The organism is Streptomyces sp. NPDC050703 (assembly GCF_040654435.1).
Lineage (GTDB): Bacteria > Actinomycetota > Actinomycetes > Streptomycetales > Streptomycetaceae > Streptomyces.
The window spans coordinates 49,013-62,596 of the sequence record NZ_JBFAHX010000004.1; the positions used below are offsets into that span (position 1 = coordinate 49,013).

Here is a 13,584-nt window from a genome sequence, read left to right on the forward strand (position 1 = left end):
GCGATCCCCCTCCAGCTCGTCCGGGCTCGTCTGGCCCGGATGTGGTTCCACCGTGCACCACGCCACTGACAATCGACCCTCTCGCATCGCTGACCTGCGGAAACGTACACGGCCGGGCCGATTGTCAGTGGCGGGACCTACCTTCGAGACATGACTCAGCAGGGGGTGCGCTGGACGGCGGATCAGGTGCTGGCACTGGCGCCTGACGCCTCGTCACGCAAGGCGGGGAGCAAACTCGGTGTCGCCGGCCCGTGGTCGGAGGCGGGCAGTTCGAGCGAGGGGACGGTGTGGGGGCTGTGCAAGGGCAGTGGCAGCAAGCCGTATCAGACGATCGTGGACGTCGCGGACGCGGCGGGCCCGGCGTACAAGTGCAGTTGTCCGAGCCGGAAGTTCCCGTGCAAGCACGCGTTGGGGCTGCTGCTGCTCTGGGCGGGCACGGACGGCACCGTTCCGGACGGTGAGCCGCCGGCCTGGGCCGGGCAGTGGCTGGCCGGCCGCCGCAAGAGAGCCGAGGACAAGCGGAATCCGGTCCCGGCCGCCGCGGCTCCCGCCGACCCCGAGGCAGCGCGCAGGAGAGCGGAGAAGCGGGCCGAGCGGATCACCGCGGGGGTGACGGAGCTGGAGCAGCGCCTCTGTGACCTGCTGCGCGGAGGTACGGCCGCGGCCGAGCAGGCGGGGTACGGCATGTGGGAGGAGACCGCGGCCCGCATGGTCGACGCCCAGGCACCTGGCCTCGCGGCACGCGTACGGGAGTTGGGGGCCGTCCCGGCCTCGGGGCCCGGCTGGCCCGTGCGCCTGCTGGAGGAGTGCGCGCTGCTCCACCTCCTCGTCCAGGGCTGGCTGCACCGTGACGGGCTCCCGGACGGCCTCGCCGCCACGGTCAGGTCCCGCGTCGGGCTGCCCGCACAGCCCGAGGGGCCACCGCTGCGGGACCAGTGGCTGGTCCTCGCGCAGTACGACACCTGGGACGGCAAGCTCACCACGCGCCACATCTGGCTGTACGGGACGGACTCCGGCCGCACTTCGCTCCTGCTCGCCTACGGGGCGGCGGGCCGGGCCCCCGCGCTCGCCCTGCCCGTCGGCCTGCGGCTCGACGCCGAGCTGACCGGGTATCCGGGGGCGCGGCAGCTCCGGGCGGAGCTGGGCGAACAGTTCACGGCCCCGGCACCCACCGTCCGGCGCCCACCGGGCGTACGCACGGACGAGGCCGTCGCCCGGTACGGCGAGGCGCTGCGCGACGACCCCTGGCTGGAGACATGGCCGGTCACGCTCTCCGCGGTGATACCGACCCGGCACGGCGCATCGTGGCAGCTGGCGGACGCCGACGGCGCCTCGGCACTGCCCGTGGCACCGCGGGCGGCGGGGGCGGGCCTCTGGCGGATGGTCGCCCTGTCGGGCGGCGCCCCACTGACGGTCTTCGGCGAATGCGGCCACCAGGGCTTCACCCCCTTGGCCGCGTGGCCGCGGGGCGCGGGAGAGACGGTGCCGCTGTGCTGAGGGACGTACGTCAGGAGGGGCAGACGCCGCGGGGTGAGCGGACGCCCCAGGAGCAACCAGGGATGCCGCGGGGTGAGCGGACACCCCGACAGCGACCGGGGACGCCCCGGGAACAGCGGAAGCCCCAGGAGGAGCAGACACCTCAGGAGGAGCACATGCCCGGCACACCTTCGCAGGCCGAGAACCCGCGGGACGGTAGCGCGCGGGACGGGAGCGCGCGGGCCGAGAACCCGCGGGACGGGAGCGCACGGGACCAGACCGCGCGGGACGGGAACCCACGGGACGCCAGCGCACGGGACGGCAGCCCACGGGACCAGACCGCGCGGGACGAGAACCCGCGGGACGGGAGGTCAGGGCCCGAGGACCCGGCGGCCGAGACCCCGCGCATCGCGACCTCGCGGGCCGGGGCACCGCAGACAGGGCGCCCGGCCAGGCACCGAGAGGGTGACACCGGGCAGGGCGAGCCCTCTCAGGCCCGCGCCCCGCAGGCGCCCCCGCCCTGGGACGAGCTGGTCACGACGGCCCTGCTCGGCACCGACCGCCGCGCGCTGCCCGACGCCCTTCTCACACCGCCCGGCAAAGAGGCACCGGTCGCCCTCCTCGACGCGGCGGCGGAGCAGACCGTGCGCCGCAGGGCGGGGCTGCGCCCGGCGGCGGCCGCCGCCCTGCCCGAGCCCGCCGCCGACGACCCCAGGCCACCGGTGCCGCCCGCGGCCCGGCGCCGACTGGCGACGCTGCTCACCGATCAGCCGGGCACGGGCGGTGGCGGCCGGCGGGGCGCGGCACCTGACCTGATGGAGCTGCTGCCCCAGTGGCTGGCTCTGGCCAACGCACGGGGGTACGGAGCACCGCCGGAGCTGCTGCCCGCCCTGCTGAACGCCGCGCGCGGCCGCACGGATCTGCGCCCGCAGGCCCTCACCTTCGCCGGCCCCAGAGCCCTGTGGCTGGCCCGTCTCAACCCGGACTGGAAGTTCGCGCTGCGCTCGGCGCCCGGGGGCGGCATGGCCCTGCCGCCCCCGGAGGAGACCGCGAAGGTCAGACAGCTCTGGGAGGAGGGCCTCTTCGCCGAGCGGGTCGCGCTCCTCACTACGCTCCGCGCACACGACGCCGAGGCGGCCCGTGAGCTGCTCGCGACGACGTGGCCGACGGAGCGCGCCGAGGACCGGCTGATGTTCCTCGACTCGCTGCGGACCGGTCTGTCCGCCGCGGACGAGCCGTTCCTGGAGCAGGCCCTCACCGACCGCAGCCGCAACGTCCGCTCCACCGCGGCCGAACTGCTCTCGGCGCTCCCCGAGTCGGCGCTGGCCGGACGGATGGCGTCCCGCGCCGCCTCGTACGTGGCGGTGGACCACGTGGCGAGCGTCCCCACCCTCATGGTCGAGGCGCCCCACGCCTGCGACGCGGGCATGGAGCGCGACGGTGTCGTCCCCAAGCCGCCCACCGGCAGGGGCGAGCGCTCCTGGTGGCTCGGGCAGCTGGTGGAGGCGGCGCCGCTCACGGCCTGGCCGGCCCGGCTCGGCAACCGCACGCCCGCCGAGATAGTGGCCCTACCGGTGGCCGACGGCTGGCGGGACGAACTGCACGCCGCCTGGTGCCGCGCCGCCGTACGCCAGCGGGACGCGGTCTGGTCGAGAGCCCTGCTCGGCACGCCCGCGTCACCCGACGCGGCGGGCCCCGGAGCCGTGTCGCTCGCCGAACGGTCCAAGCTGCTCGCCGCGCTCCCGGCCGACGAGCGGTCCGAGTGGGTGGCGGGGTTCATCGCGGCGCACGGCCTGTCCGAGGCGTTCCAGCTCCTCGCCGTCTGCACCGTCCCCTGGACCGGACCACTGGGCCAGGCGGTCGTGGACGCGCTGAACATCGCCCGCGACGCGGGCAGCTACCCCTGGAGCTTCAGCGGCGTCATGGGCCTGGCGGAGCGCTGCCTCGACCCCTCGGAGGCCGTCCGCCTGGAGGCGCTCACGGCGATACCCGACGAACCGGAGAACGCCTCGCCCGGCGCGGGCGGCTACTGGGCGGAGGCGTTCCAACGCCTGGTCACGACGTTGCGGCTGCGCGCGGCGATACGGGACGAGCTACCGCCGCCGACATAGGCGGCGGGCGGCGGGGCCACGGGCCGCCCGAAGAGCCACGGGCCCGGCTCCGGCTCTGCCCCAGCCACGGTCCTGCCTCGGCTCGGCCCCGGCCTCTGCCAGACGGACGGCCCGCCGAGCCGCGGGGGCCCGGCCGGGGTCAGGCCCCGGCGGGCTGCCGCACGTTGGCGCGGACCCACTCGACGATCGAGGTCGTCGTGGCACCCGGCGTGAAGATCTCCGCGACGCCCTTCTCCTTCAGCGGCGCGATGTCCGCCTCGGGGATGATGCCACCGCCGAACACCAGGATGTCCTCGGCCTCCCGCTCCTTCAGGAGTTCGAGCACCCGCGCGAACAGCGTGTTGTGCGCCCCGGACAGGATGGAGAGACCGATCGCGTCGGCGTCCTCCTGGATCGCGGTGTCCACCACCTGCTCGGGCGTCTGGTGCAGCCCGGTGTAGATGACCTCCATGCCGGCGTCGCGCAGCGCCCGCGCGATCACCTTGGCCCCGCGATCGTGCCCGTCGAGCCCCGGCTTGGCGACCACCACGCGGATAGGCCCGGCTGCCACACCCATCACTGCCTCCATGTACCGAATATCCGTACCGACATCCGTCTGTCCCAGCACAGATACCCCGAGCCGCACGGCCGGGGAAGTGAACGAACGTTATCGCCAGCATCCCGCACGCGGCAGTTTCGCGGTGGACAGGGAGGGGGAAATCACACAGTGGGACACGTTCGCTGCGCGCCCGTCCGCTGTTCAGGGGTCCTTCGGCCACGCGCCGGTTCGCCCTCCGCATCCGGGCCAGGCGCGAGGGGAGCCGCGACGAGATCGCCGGGCCACCACCGGCAGGGCACGGTGGATGGCGCGGTACATCGGCGACGCAACGGGGGCACGGGGCCACCGATCGGTGGAGGACGTCGCCGTCGTGCGCCGACTCCTTGGCCACGACTCCCCCTAGGGCACACGGGGTGCGGAGCCGTCTTCCCGTGCGCCGGTCGGGAGGTCGACGATGCCGGTCACAGGGGTCCGCCCCTTTCGCCTTCTGGGCCTTCCGCTGCCCGCGCCGCCCTTCCTGACGGCGCTGCCGGGCCTGTCCGCGCTTTCGGCCCGAATGGCCGGCGTCTCCGTGGCCCTCCTCAAGTCCACCGCCCTCGAACTGGCGATCCTCGCGGGGCATCTCCTCCTCTATCCGTCGGGCATCGCCCAGGAACGCTGGGCGAATCCGAACCCGGTGCGGCCCCCGGCCGACGCGCCCCGCCTCCCGGCGGACGAGAAGCCTCCGGTCCTTCTCCTGCACGGCTTCATCGACAACCGCTCCGTCTTCGTCCTGCTCCGCCGCGCTCTCGCCCAGCACGGTGGACGCCGCGTGGAGTCCCTCAACTACTCGCCGCTGACCTGCGACATCCCCACCGCCGCCGCCCTGCTGGGCCGCCATGTCGAAGAGTTCTGCGAGCGCTCCGGCCGCCCCCGGATCGACATCGTCGGGCACAGCCTGGGCGGGCTGATCGCGCGTTACTACGTCCAGCGCCTCGGGGGCGACACGCGCATCCGCACCCTGATCACACTGGGGACGCCGCACGCGGGCACCCGTGTCGCACCCCTGGCAAACGCGCACCCCATCGTCCGGCAGATGCGGCCCGGCTCCGCCGTGATCGAGGAGCTGAAGGAACCGGCACCGGGCTGCCGCACCCAGTTCGTGAGTTTCTGGAGCGACCTCGACCAGATCATGGTCCCGCTGGAGACGGCGTGCGTGGACCACCCGGACCTGATCGTGCAGAACGTCCGCGTGACCGGGATCGGTCATCTCGCGCTGCCCGTCCACCCGGCCGTCGCGAACGGCATACGCCAGGCCCTGGATCTGACCGAGCCGGGAGCAGACGCCAGGGAGGCACCGTCCGGCCTCACGGTCGCCTGAAGCGGAAGCCCGCAATCCATCCAGGACACACCCGAACCGTCAAGGCTGCCCGAAGCGGGGACCGACCATCAACTACCGGACATCAGGCGCAAAATACTCGGTCCCGCGACCACACGCTTGACGCAAGACATCGAACACCTCTCGAACGCAAAGCCAAAGCTGTGCCCGCAGTCCGCCGAAAGGCGGCCGAATGCCCGTTTCCTGAGAGCATGAAACCTGCCGAAGATTGTCGCGCCCGTATACCGCCGGGTACAGTCGCCGCACTGCTCCGCCCTTGCTGCCGAGGCGAAAGAGAAGTTGGTGAACGACCGTCACCCGTCGGGGAGCTCGACTCCCCAGCCCTCGGCACCCGACGCCGAGTACGCCCACTACGCGGCGTACGACGCGCACAGTGCCCATCACGGTGGCCCTGGCTACGACGCCTACTCCACCGGCGGTTTCGACACCGGCGCCATCGACACCGGTACCTTCGCGGTGGACCCGCTCTTCGGCGACATGCCCGGCGGTGACCACGGCACCGGCCAGTGGGCGACCGACACGGGGCCCCAGCCGGCCATCGGCTACGACGCGTACGCCGCGCAGCACCACACCGCCACGTACGACACCGGCGGCTTCGAGACCACCTCTGCGTGGGCGACCGGCGGCCACCAGCACCTCGGTGACGCGCAGCACCTCGCGGACATCCCGGCGCAGCCGACCCCCGACGGCACCGGCCAGTGGGACACCACCGCCTGGAACCAGGCGCCGCAGACCGGGCAGTGGGAGACACCGGCCTTCGACACGGGGGCGGCGTACGACGCCACGGCGTGGAACTCCGCCGGCGACACGCACCACCCGCACCACTCGCATCCCGAGCACTCTGAGCACCTCACGGGCCCCGCGGACCTCACGGACCCTGCCGACCTCGCGGATCATGCGGACCTCGCAGACGTCGCAGACGTCGCAGACCTCCGAGACTCGCAGTCGTACGAGCTCGCCGACCCGTACGAAATCTCCGCCGACGTCCCCCACGAGGCCGACGCCCTCCACGACACCGCGGAGCACGAACCGGTCACGGTGGCCCCGGGCACCGCGCCGCGCGCCTCCCGCGCGAAGAACGGCGGCTCCGGCCAGGGCCGTTCACGGACCCGTCGCCGTACGCCCGCGAAGCGTTCCGCCCTGTTCACCGTCGCCGTGCCCTCGGCCTGTGTGATGGGTGTCGCCGGTGTGGCCGCCGCCTCGGTGGGCGACTTCGGCGGCAACGACAAGAGGGAGACGACGGCCTCGGCCCCGGACGTCACGTCCGTGAAGCCCTCGACCGCCAACAACAAGCTGGACACCCAGCTCGCGAACCTCTCCGCCGACGCCGGCGACTTCGCCGACCGCGCGAGCCGCACGCAGGAGCGCATCGACCTCAAGGCCGAGAGGGCGGCCGCCGAGAAGCAGGCGGCGGCGGAAGCGGCACGCAAGGAACGGCTCCGTCCCAAGTTCGTCCTGCCGGTGAAGCAGCACGGGCTCAGCGCCTCCTACGGCCAGGCCGGCGTCAACTGGATGTCGGCACACTCCGGCATCGACTTCCCCGTGTCGTACGGCTCGGAGGTCATGGCGGTGACCGACGGGACCGTCTCCACGAAGTGGAACAGCGCCTACGGCAACATGGCGATCGTGACGGCCAAGGACGGCACGGAGACGTGGTACTGCCACCTCTCCACGCACAAGATCTCCAGCGGTCCCGTGAAGGCGGGCGACGTCATCGCCTTCTCCGGCAACTCCGGCAACTCCACCGGCCCGCACCTGCACTTCGAGGTGCGTCCCGGCGGCGGCTCGGCGATCGACCCGCTGCCGTGGCTGCGCAGCCACGGCCTCGACCCGACGTAGCCCCGGCCGTCGAAGCCTCCGACGCCCGCCGTCCGTACGGCCTGGTCGTCGCTCGGGTCCGACCAGGCCGTAGGCGTCAGAGCTTCTCGACCGGCGCGTACCGCAGCAGGAGCCGCTTCGGCTTGGGCTCGCCGAAGTCCACCGTCGCCTCCGCGTTCGCCCCCGTGCCCTTCACTCCGACCACGGTGCCGAGGCCGAACTGGTCGTGCGTGACCCGGTCCCCGACGGCCAGCGAGACCACCGGCTTCTCCGAGGCGCGGCGCGTGGCGAAGCCCTGCGCGCCCCCCGCGCGCGACCGCGACGAGGACAGCGACGAGGCGATGCCCGCAGCCGGGCCTGACGACGCCGGAGCGCCGACGGAGCCCTTCCGCTTCCAGTCCAGATGCGTATCCGGAATCTCTTCGAGGAAGCGCGACGGCGGGTTGTAGGAGGGCGTGCCCCAGGCGCTGCGCATCGAGGAGCGCGTGAGGTAGAGCCGCTCCCGTGCGCGCGTGATGCCCACGTACGCCAGGCGGCGCTCCTCCTCCAGCTCCTTGACCTGGCTGAGGGAGCGCATGTGCGGGAAGACGCCGTCCTCCATGCCGGTCAGGAACACGACAGGGAACTCCAGGCCCTTGGCGGTGTGGAGCGTCATCAAGGTGATGACTCCGGAGCCGTCGTCCTCCTCATCCGGAATCTGGTCCGAGTCGGCGACCAGTGCGACACGCTCAAGGAAGTCGGAGAGCGATCCTGCCGGCGCCGTCACCGCATCGCCTGCTCCCGCCTCACCTGCTCCCGCATCGCCCGCCGCAGCCTCACCACCGGCGGTCTGGGCCTCTTCCCGCTGGGCGTTCTCCTGCTCGAACTCCAGCGCTACGGCCGCGAGCTCCTGGAGGTTCTCGATGCGGGTCTCGTCCTGCGGGTCCGTCGAGGCCTGCAACTCGGCCAGATAGCCCGTGCGTTCGAGTACGGCTTCCAGGACGACGGCCGGGCCCGCGCCCGACTCGACGATGGTCCGCAGCTCTTCCATCAGCGTGTTGAACCGCTTGACGGCGTTCGTGGAGCGGGCCGCCATTCCGTATGCCTCGTCGACACGGTGCAGCGCCTGCGGGAAGGAGATCCTCTCGCGCTGCGAGAGCGCGTCGATCATCGCCTCGGCACGGTCGCCGATGCCCCTCTTGGGTACGTTCAGGATGCGCCGCAGCGGGACGGCGTCCTCGGGGTTGGCGAGAACGCGCAGGTAGGCCAGCACATCGCGGACCTCCTTGCGCTCGTAGAAGCGGACGCCGCCGACGACCTTGTAGGGCAGGCCGACGCGGATGAAGATCTCTTCGAAGACGCGGGACTGCGCGTTCGTCCGGTAGAAGATCGCGACGTCGCCGGCCTTCGCGTCTCCCGCGTCCACCAGGCGGTCGATCTCGTCGGCGACGAACTGCGCCTCGTCGTGCTCGGTGTCCGCCACATAGCCGGTGATGCGCGCGCCCGCGCCCTGGTTGGTCCAGAGGTTCTTCGGGCGGCGGCTCTCGTTCCGCTCGATGACCGCGTTGGCCGCCGTCAGGATCGTCTGCGTGGAGCGGTAGTTCTGTTCGAGGAGGATCGTCGTCGCGTCCGTGTAGTCCTCCTCGAACTGGAGGATGTTGCGGATGGTGGCGCCGCGGAAGGCGTAGATCGACTGGTCCGCGTCACCCACCACGCACAGCTCGGCCGGGTCGTCGCCCTCGCCCCCGGAGGGGCCGACCAGCTCGCGCACCAGGGCGTACTGCGCGTGGTTCGTGTCCTGGTACTCGTCGACCATGACGTGGCGGAAGCGGCGGCGGTAGTGCTCGGCGACGTCCGGGAAGGCGCGCAGGAGGTTGACCGTCGTCATGATCAGGTCGTCGAAGTCCAGTGCGTTCGCCTCGCGGAGACGTGACTGGTACATGGCATAGGCCTGGGCGAGGGTCTGCTCGAAGCCTCCCCCAGAGCCGCCGGCCTGGGAGGTGCCCCCAGCGACCTGGCCCGCGAAGTCCTCCTCGTCGATCAGCTCGTTCTTGAGGTTGGAGATCTTGGCGCTGAACGACTTCGGCGGGAACTTCTTGGGGTCGAGATCGAGGTCGCGGCAGACCAGGGCCATCAGGCGCTTGGAGTCCGCGGCATCGTAGATCGAGAACGAGGACGTGAAGCCCAGCTTCTTGTACTCGCGGCGCAGGATGCGGACGCAGGCGCTGTGGAACGTCGACACCCACATCGCGTTGGCCCGGGGGCCCACGAGCTGCTCGACGCGCTCCTTCATCTCGCCCGCGGCCTTGTTCGTGAAGGTGATCGCGAGGATCTGGCCCGGGTGCACACCGCGCTCGGCGAGGAGGTACGCGATGCGGTGGGTCAGGACGCGGGTCTTGCCGGAGCCCGCGCCGGCGACGATGAGCAGCGGGGAACCCGCGTGCACGACGGCCGCGCGCTGGTTCTCGTTCAGTCCTTCGAGCAGCGTCGCCGGGTCGGTCACCGGGCGCGGGGCACCGTCCCGGTAGTGCGTGTCCCGGGTCATGGGCGCGTCGAACTTCCCGTCGAACAAATCGTCCGGAACGTGCTCCGGAGCGCTGTCCTCGGGCGGGGGCGGGTGTTCTTCGTCCGCGGCCCGGGAGGGCTGCAGGTCCGCCAGGAAGCTGTCGTCAAAGAGGCTGCTCATCGCCTCCCGAGTCTAGGCGGACCCACTGACAACCCGCGCCGGGTTCCGCCGACCCGTCCGTCGCTCACGGCATGTCCACGGCCGGACACCGTCCGAGACGGCCCTGTGGGCACGCTGCGCACGGGCCGCGCCGGAGCCTCGTAACGTCACGAAAACGTATCGGGCATATCGAGCATCGACCTTCACAGGCGTCGCACAAGTTGGCTAGCGTGCTGCGCGGGCCGCTCGTATTCCCACCGGCGAACCCCGCCGGGAACGCGCGGCCCCCGCCGAGTCCGACATGTTCGGAGCCGGGGACCCACCGAGAACCTGGGGTGAATCGGTCCCGTGCGCAGTACGGAACCGTAGGGCAACCTTCCGGACCATCCGCCCGAACCCGACAGCTAACCCGGTAGGCGGGCTACGGAAGGAGTCGCCTCCCTTGGCGTCGCACCGCAAGCCGCGGAACCGGCCGGCCGGAGTCCGCACCGCCCCCGCCGTCGGCATCACCACGGCCGCCCTCACCTCCGTGGCGCTTCTGTCGCAGAGCGCCCAGGCCGCGCCCGCCTCGCCCACGAGGCCCAGCCTCGAAGAGGTGCGGAAGAAGGTCGACGACCTCTACCACCAGGCGGGCGTGGCCACCCAGAAGTACAACTCGGCCAAGGAGAAGACCGAGAAGCAGCGCAAGAAGGTCGACCACCTCCTGGACGATGTGGCCAAACGCACGGACAAGCTGAACGACGCACGTCAGGAACTCGGCTCCTTCGCCGCCGCGCAGTACCGCACCGGAGGCGTCTCGGAGACGGCAACGATGTTGCTGGCCGACGATCCGCAGGGCTATTTCGACCAGAATCACCTGGCGGACCGGCTGACCACGCGGCAGAAGAAGGCCGTCGACGACTACGAGACGCAGCGGGCGGCGGCGACGAAGCAGCGCACGAAGGCGGCGAGGAGCCTTGGGACGCTGACCGACTCGCGGGACGACCTGCGGACCAGCAAGCGGACCGTCCAGAAGAAGCTGGGCGAGGCGCGCGAGCTGCTGTCGGACCTGACCGCCGAGGAGAAGGCACGGCTCGCGGCGATCGAGCGCGAGAGGGAGCGGGAGGCGAAGCGGAAGGCCGAGAGGCTGGCCCGCGAGCAGGCCGCCGAGGCGGAGCGCGAGCGCCGGGCCGAGGAGGCGGCGCAGCGGGAACGGGAGAAGGAGCGGGGAGACGGTCAGGGCACCGGCTCGGGTTCTGGCCCGGGCACAGGTTCCGGTTCCGGCTCCGGCTCCGGAAGCTCGGACGGGAGCTACGCCACCAAGGCCGCGAAGGTCATCGACTTCGCGGAGGCCCAGATCGGCAAGCCCTACGTGTGGGGCGCCGCGGGCCCCGACTCCTACGACTGCTCCGGCCTCACCCAGGACGCCTGGAAGGCCGCCGGGATATCACTGCCGCGCACCACATGGGACCAGGTCAAGGTCGGGACGACCGTGAAGACGGCGGACGCCGAACCGGGTGACCTGGTCTTCTTCTACGACGACATCAGCCACGTAGGGATCTACACGGGCGACGGCAAGATGATCCACGCCCCGAAGCCGGGCGCGAACGTCCGCGTCGAGTCCATCTACTACATGCCGATCCACAGCGTGGTGCGCCCGGCCTAGCTCCATCTCTCCGCACCCTGCCGCACCGCACCGCGCCTCGCCCTGCCGGTGCCGGAGTGACTACGGAAACGGCACCACGGAAGACGAAAACGCCCTCCACGCGTGCGTGGAGGGCGTTTCCCTGGTCCCGTTCTCAGCAGCCCGGCATCAGGTCCACAGCACGGCGATGAAGATGTTCGCCGTGGTCAGCAGCCCCACCGCCCCGAACACGCCCTTGTCGATCTTCTCCTCGTCACGCTTCACATAGACCAGCGCGAGGATCACGATCAGCACGGCCATCTTGATGCCGATCTTGAGGTTGTTGACCGCGTTGTCGTCGGCCTGGTTGAGGCCCACCAGGACCACACCGGTGACGAGCATGGTCAGCGCACCGTGCAGCATCGCCGGGACGAAGCGGGCCGTGCCCTGGCCCATCTGCTTCATCTGGGTCAGGAAGCCGCCCAGGAGGCAGGCGATGCCGATGATGTGCAGGGCGACGAAGAGATGGATGAGTACGTCCATGGGCCGGAGCCTAACCCTCGCCCCCCACGCCGGTCGCAGGCGGGCCCGTAGCAGCTCTGCGAGGGCCGGACGGTTGTATCCGCCGTATCGGTCAGGGCCGTACACGAAGGCCGCCCCGCTTCGCGACCGCCACGGTCAGACCCGTTCACCGTTCCGCCCACTCACGACAGTTGCGCACAATCCGCGGCCAACCCGTGACGGCCCCGCTTAGCGTCCTTCCCCAGGTGACCGGCTCCCCAATGCCGCCCGGCGCACGGGCGGCAGTCGGACACCACCGCCGAGAAAGGTCCGGCGGCGGTCCGCTCCCCCTGTGCGGGCCGCCGCCGGACATGTGAGGAGCTCTCTTCGTGGCAGCACACCGCAAGCCCCGGCACCGCTCGTTCAGCGGGAGCACGGCCCGCACAGCCGCCACGATCGTCCTCGCGGGAGCCGCCTCCGCGACCGCCTTCGACGGCACGGGGCACGCGGAGCCGCAGCTCGGCCCGGCCGAGGTGAGGTCGAAGGTCGACGCGCTGTACCACGAGGCGGAGATCGCCACCGAGAAGTACAACGGCGCCAAGGAGAAGGTCGACAAGGCGGAGAAATCGCTGGGCGAGCTGCGTGACGAGGCGGCCCGCAGGACGCAGAGGCTCAACACCGCCCGGCAGAGCCTCGGCTCCTACGCGACCGCCCAGTACCGCGCCGGCGGCCTCGATCCCTCCCTGCAGCTCGCGCTCTCCTCGGACCCCGAGCAGTACCTGGAGCGCGCCTCGCTCGCCGACCGGGCCGGCAGCCACCAGGCCGCCACGGTCAGCGGCGTACGGGAGCATCTGCGGGGCATCGACCAGCTGCACGACGAGGCCGACGGCCGCCTGGCCACCCTCCGGGCACGCCAGGCGGAGCTGCGCAAGCACAAGGCCACGGTCACCGGAAAGCTCTCCGAGGCCAAGCGACTCCTCTCCCGGCTCACCGCCGAGCAGCGCGCGGAAGCCACGGACGAGCGCATCGAAGGCCAGGCGGACGCCGACGGCCCCCGGACGTCCCGCACGGATGCCCGGCAGGCGGCAGGGGCTGCGTCGAAGGCTCCCAACGCCCGGGCGGCATCCGCCGTCTCCTACGCGTACCAGGCGATCGGCAGCCCCTACGTGTGGGGCGCCACAGGCCCCGACGCCTTCGACTGCTCAGGGCTCACCCAGGCCGCGTACCGCGCGGCAGGCGTCTCACTGCCCCGCACCTCCTATGCGCAGATCGCCGCGGGCGAGCGCGTGCCCCGCTCCGGGCTCCGCCCCGGTGACCTGGTGTTCTTCTACTCCGGCATCAGCCACGTAGGCATCTACGTGGGCAACGGTCAGATGATCCACGCCCCCAACCCGAGCGCTCCGGTCCGGCTGGCACCGGTCGACCAGATGCCGTTCGCGGGAGCCACGCGGGTGGCTTGAGCAGCCGGCCCGGGCCGATGCCCTCGGCAGACGCCGCCCACTGACCGGCCCCTTG

At 71.8% G+C, this 13,584-nt stretch carries 9 protein-coding genes and 1 riboswitch; of the genes, 6 read left to right on the plus strand and 3 right to left on the minus strand.

Features of this window, described 5'->3' with window-relative positions:
* The first annotated feature begins 150 nt into the window (after positions 1–150).
* Both AB0I16_RS04980 and AB0I16_RS04985 read left to right on the plus strand, forming a co-directional pair.
* Positions 151–1,497 (plus strand): SWIM zinc finger family protein, encoded by a 1,347-nt coding sequence (locus tag AB0I16_RS04980; protein WP_363247929.1) that lies wholly within the window; start codon positions 151–153, stop codon positions 1,495–1,497.
* 155 nt (positions 1,498–1,652) lie between these two features.
* Complete coding sequence (locus AB0I16_RS04985; protein ID WP_363247930.1) at positions 1,653–3,587, plus strand: DUF5691 domain-containing protein; 1,935 nt, start codon at positions 1,653–1,655, stop codon at positions 3,585–3,587.
* A gap of 139 nt (positions 3,588–3,726) precedes the next feature.
* On the opposite strand, the gene AB0I16_RS04990 is transcribed toward AB0I16_RS04985, so the two are convergent.
* A complete protein-coding gene (locus AB0I16_RS04990; protein ID WP_076684918.1) occupies positions 3,727–4,143 on the minus strand; it encodes a cobalamin B12-binding domain-containing protein in 417 nt (138 codons plus the stop codon).
* A 538-nt stretch (positions 4,144–4,681) separates the two neighbouring features.
* Between AB0I16_RS04990 and AB0I16_RS04995 the strand changes: the two genes are divergently transcribed.
* Both AB0I16_RS04995 and AB0I16_RS05000 read left to right on the plus strand, forming a co-directional pair.
* Positions 4,682–5,485 (plus strand): alpha/beta fold hydrolase, encoded by an 804-nt coding sequence (locus tag AB0I16_RS04995; RefSeq protein WP_363248119.1) that lies wholly within the window; start codon positions 4,682–4,684, stop codon positions 5,483–5,485.
* Between the two features lie 300 nt (positions 5,486–5,785).
* Positions 5,786–7,342 (plus strand): M23 family metallopeptidase, encoded by a 1,557-nt coding sequence (locus tag AB0I16_RS05000; protein ID WP_363247931.1) that lies wholly within the window; start codon positions 5,786–5,788, stop codon positions 7,340–7,342.
* A gap of 76 nt (positions 7,343–7,418) precedes the next feature.
* Here the strand turns inward: AB0I16_RS05000 and pcrA are convergent, their stop codons facing one another.
* A complete protein-coding gene (gene pcrA, locus AB0I16_RS05005; RefSeq protein ID WP_363247932.1) occupies positions 7,419–9,986 on the minus strand; it encodes a DNA helicase PcrA in 2,568 nt (855 codons plus the stop codon).
* Between the two features lie 257 nt (positions 9,987–10,243).
* Positions 10,244–10,400: riboswitch (cyclic di-AMP (ydaO/yuaA leader) on the plus strand.
* A gap of 7 nt (positions 10,401–10,407) precedes the next feature.
* Here pcrA and AB0I16_RS05010 point away from each other — a divergent pair.
* Positions 10,408–11,610 (plus strand): C40 family peptidase, encoded by a 1,203-nt coding sequence (locus AB0I16_RS05010; RefSeq protein WP_363247933.1) that lies wholly within the window; start codon positions 10,408–10,410, stop codon positions 11,608–11,610.
* A 147-nt stretch (positions 11,611–11,757) separates the two neighbouring features.
* Here the strand turns inward: AB0I16_RS05010 and AB0I16_RS05015 are convergent, their stop codons facing one another.
* Positions 11,758–12,111: a hypothetical protein gene (locus AB0I16_RS05015; protein ID WP_363247934.1), complete on the minus strand. Its 354-nt coding sequence runs from the start codon at positions 12,109–12,111 to the stop codon at positions 11,758–11,760.
* A gap of 347 nt (positions 12,112–12,458) precedes the next feature.
* Here AB0I16_RS05015 and AB0I16_RS05020 point away from each other — a divergent pair, with 347 nt between their 5' ends.
* The gene (locus AB0I16_RS05020) at positions 12,459–13,529 is read left to right on the plus strand and encodes an NlpC/P60 family protein (protein ID WP_363247935.1); all 1,071 of its coding nucleotides are present in this window, start codon (positions 12,459–12,461) and stop codon (positions 13,527–13,529) included.
* Positions 13,530–13,584: the final 55 nt, after the last annotated feature.

What these genes read in the sequence shown, in the direction of transcription:
- AB0I16_RS05015 (WP_363247934.1), bottom strand. Translation starts at nt 12,111, where the DNA reads ATGGACGTACTCATCCATCTCTTCGTCGCCCTGCACATCATCGGCATC.
- AB0I16_RS04985 (WP_363247930.1), top strand. Translation starts at nt 1,653, where the DNA reads ATGCCCGGCACACCTTCGCAGGCCGAGAACCCGCGGGACGGTAGCGCG.
- AB0I16_RS04995 (WP_363248119.1), top strand. Translation starts at nt 4,682, where the DNA reads ATGGCCGGCGTCTCCGTGGCCCTCCTCAAGTCCACCGCCCTCGAACTG.
- AB0I16_RS04990 (WP_076684918.1), bottom strand. Translation starts at nt 4,143, where the DNA reads ATGGGTGTGGCAGCCGGGCCTATCCGCGTGGTGGTCGCCAAGCCGGGG.
- AB0I16_RS04980 (WP_363247929.1), top strand. Translation starts at nt 151, where the DNA reads ATGACTCAGCAGGGGGTGCGCTGGACGGCGGATCAGGTGCTGGCACTG.
- pcrA (WP_363247932.1), bottom strand. Translation starts at nt 9,986, where the DNA reads ATGAGCAGCCTCTTTGACGACAGCTTCCTGGCGGACCTGCAGCCCTCC.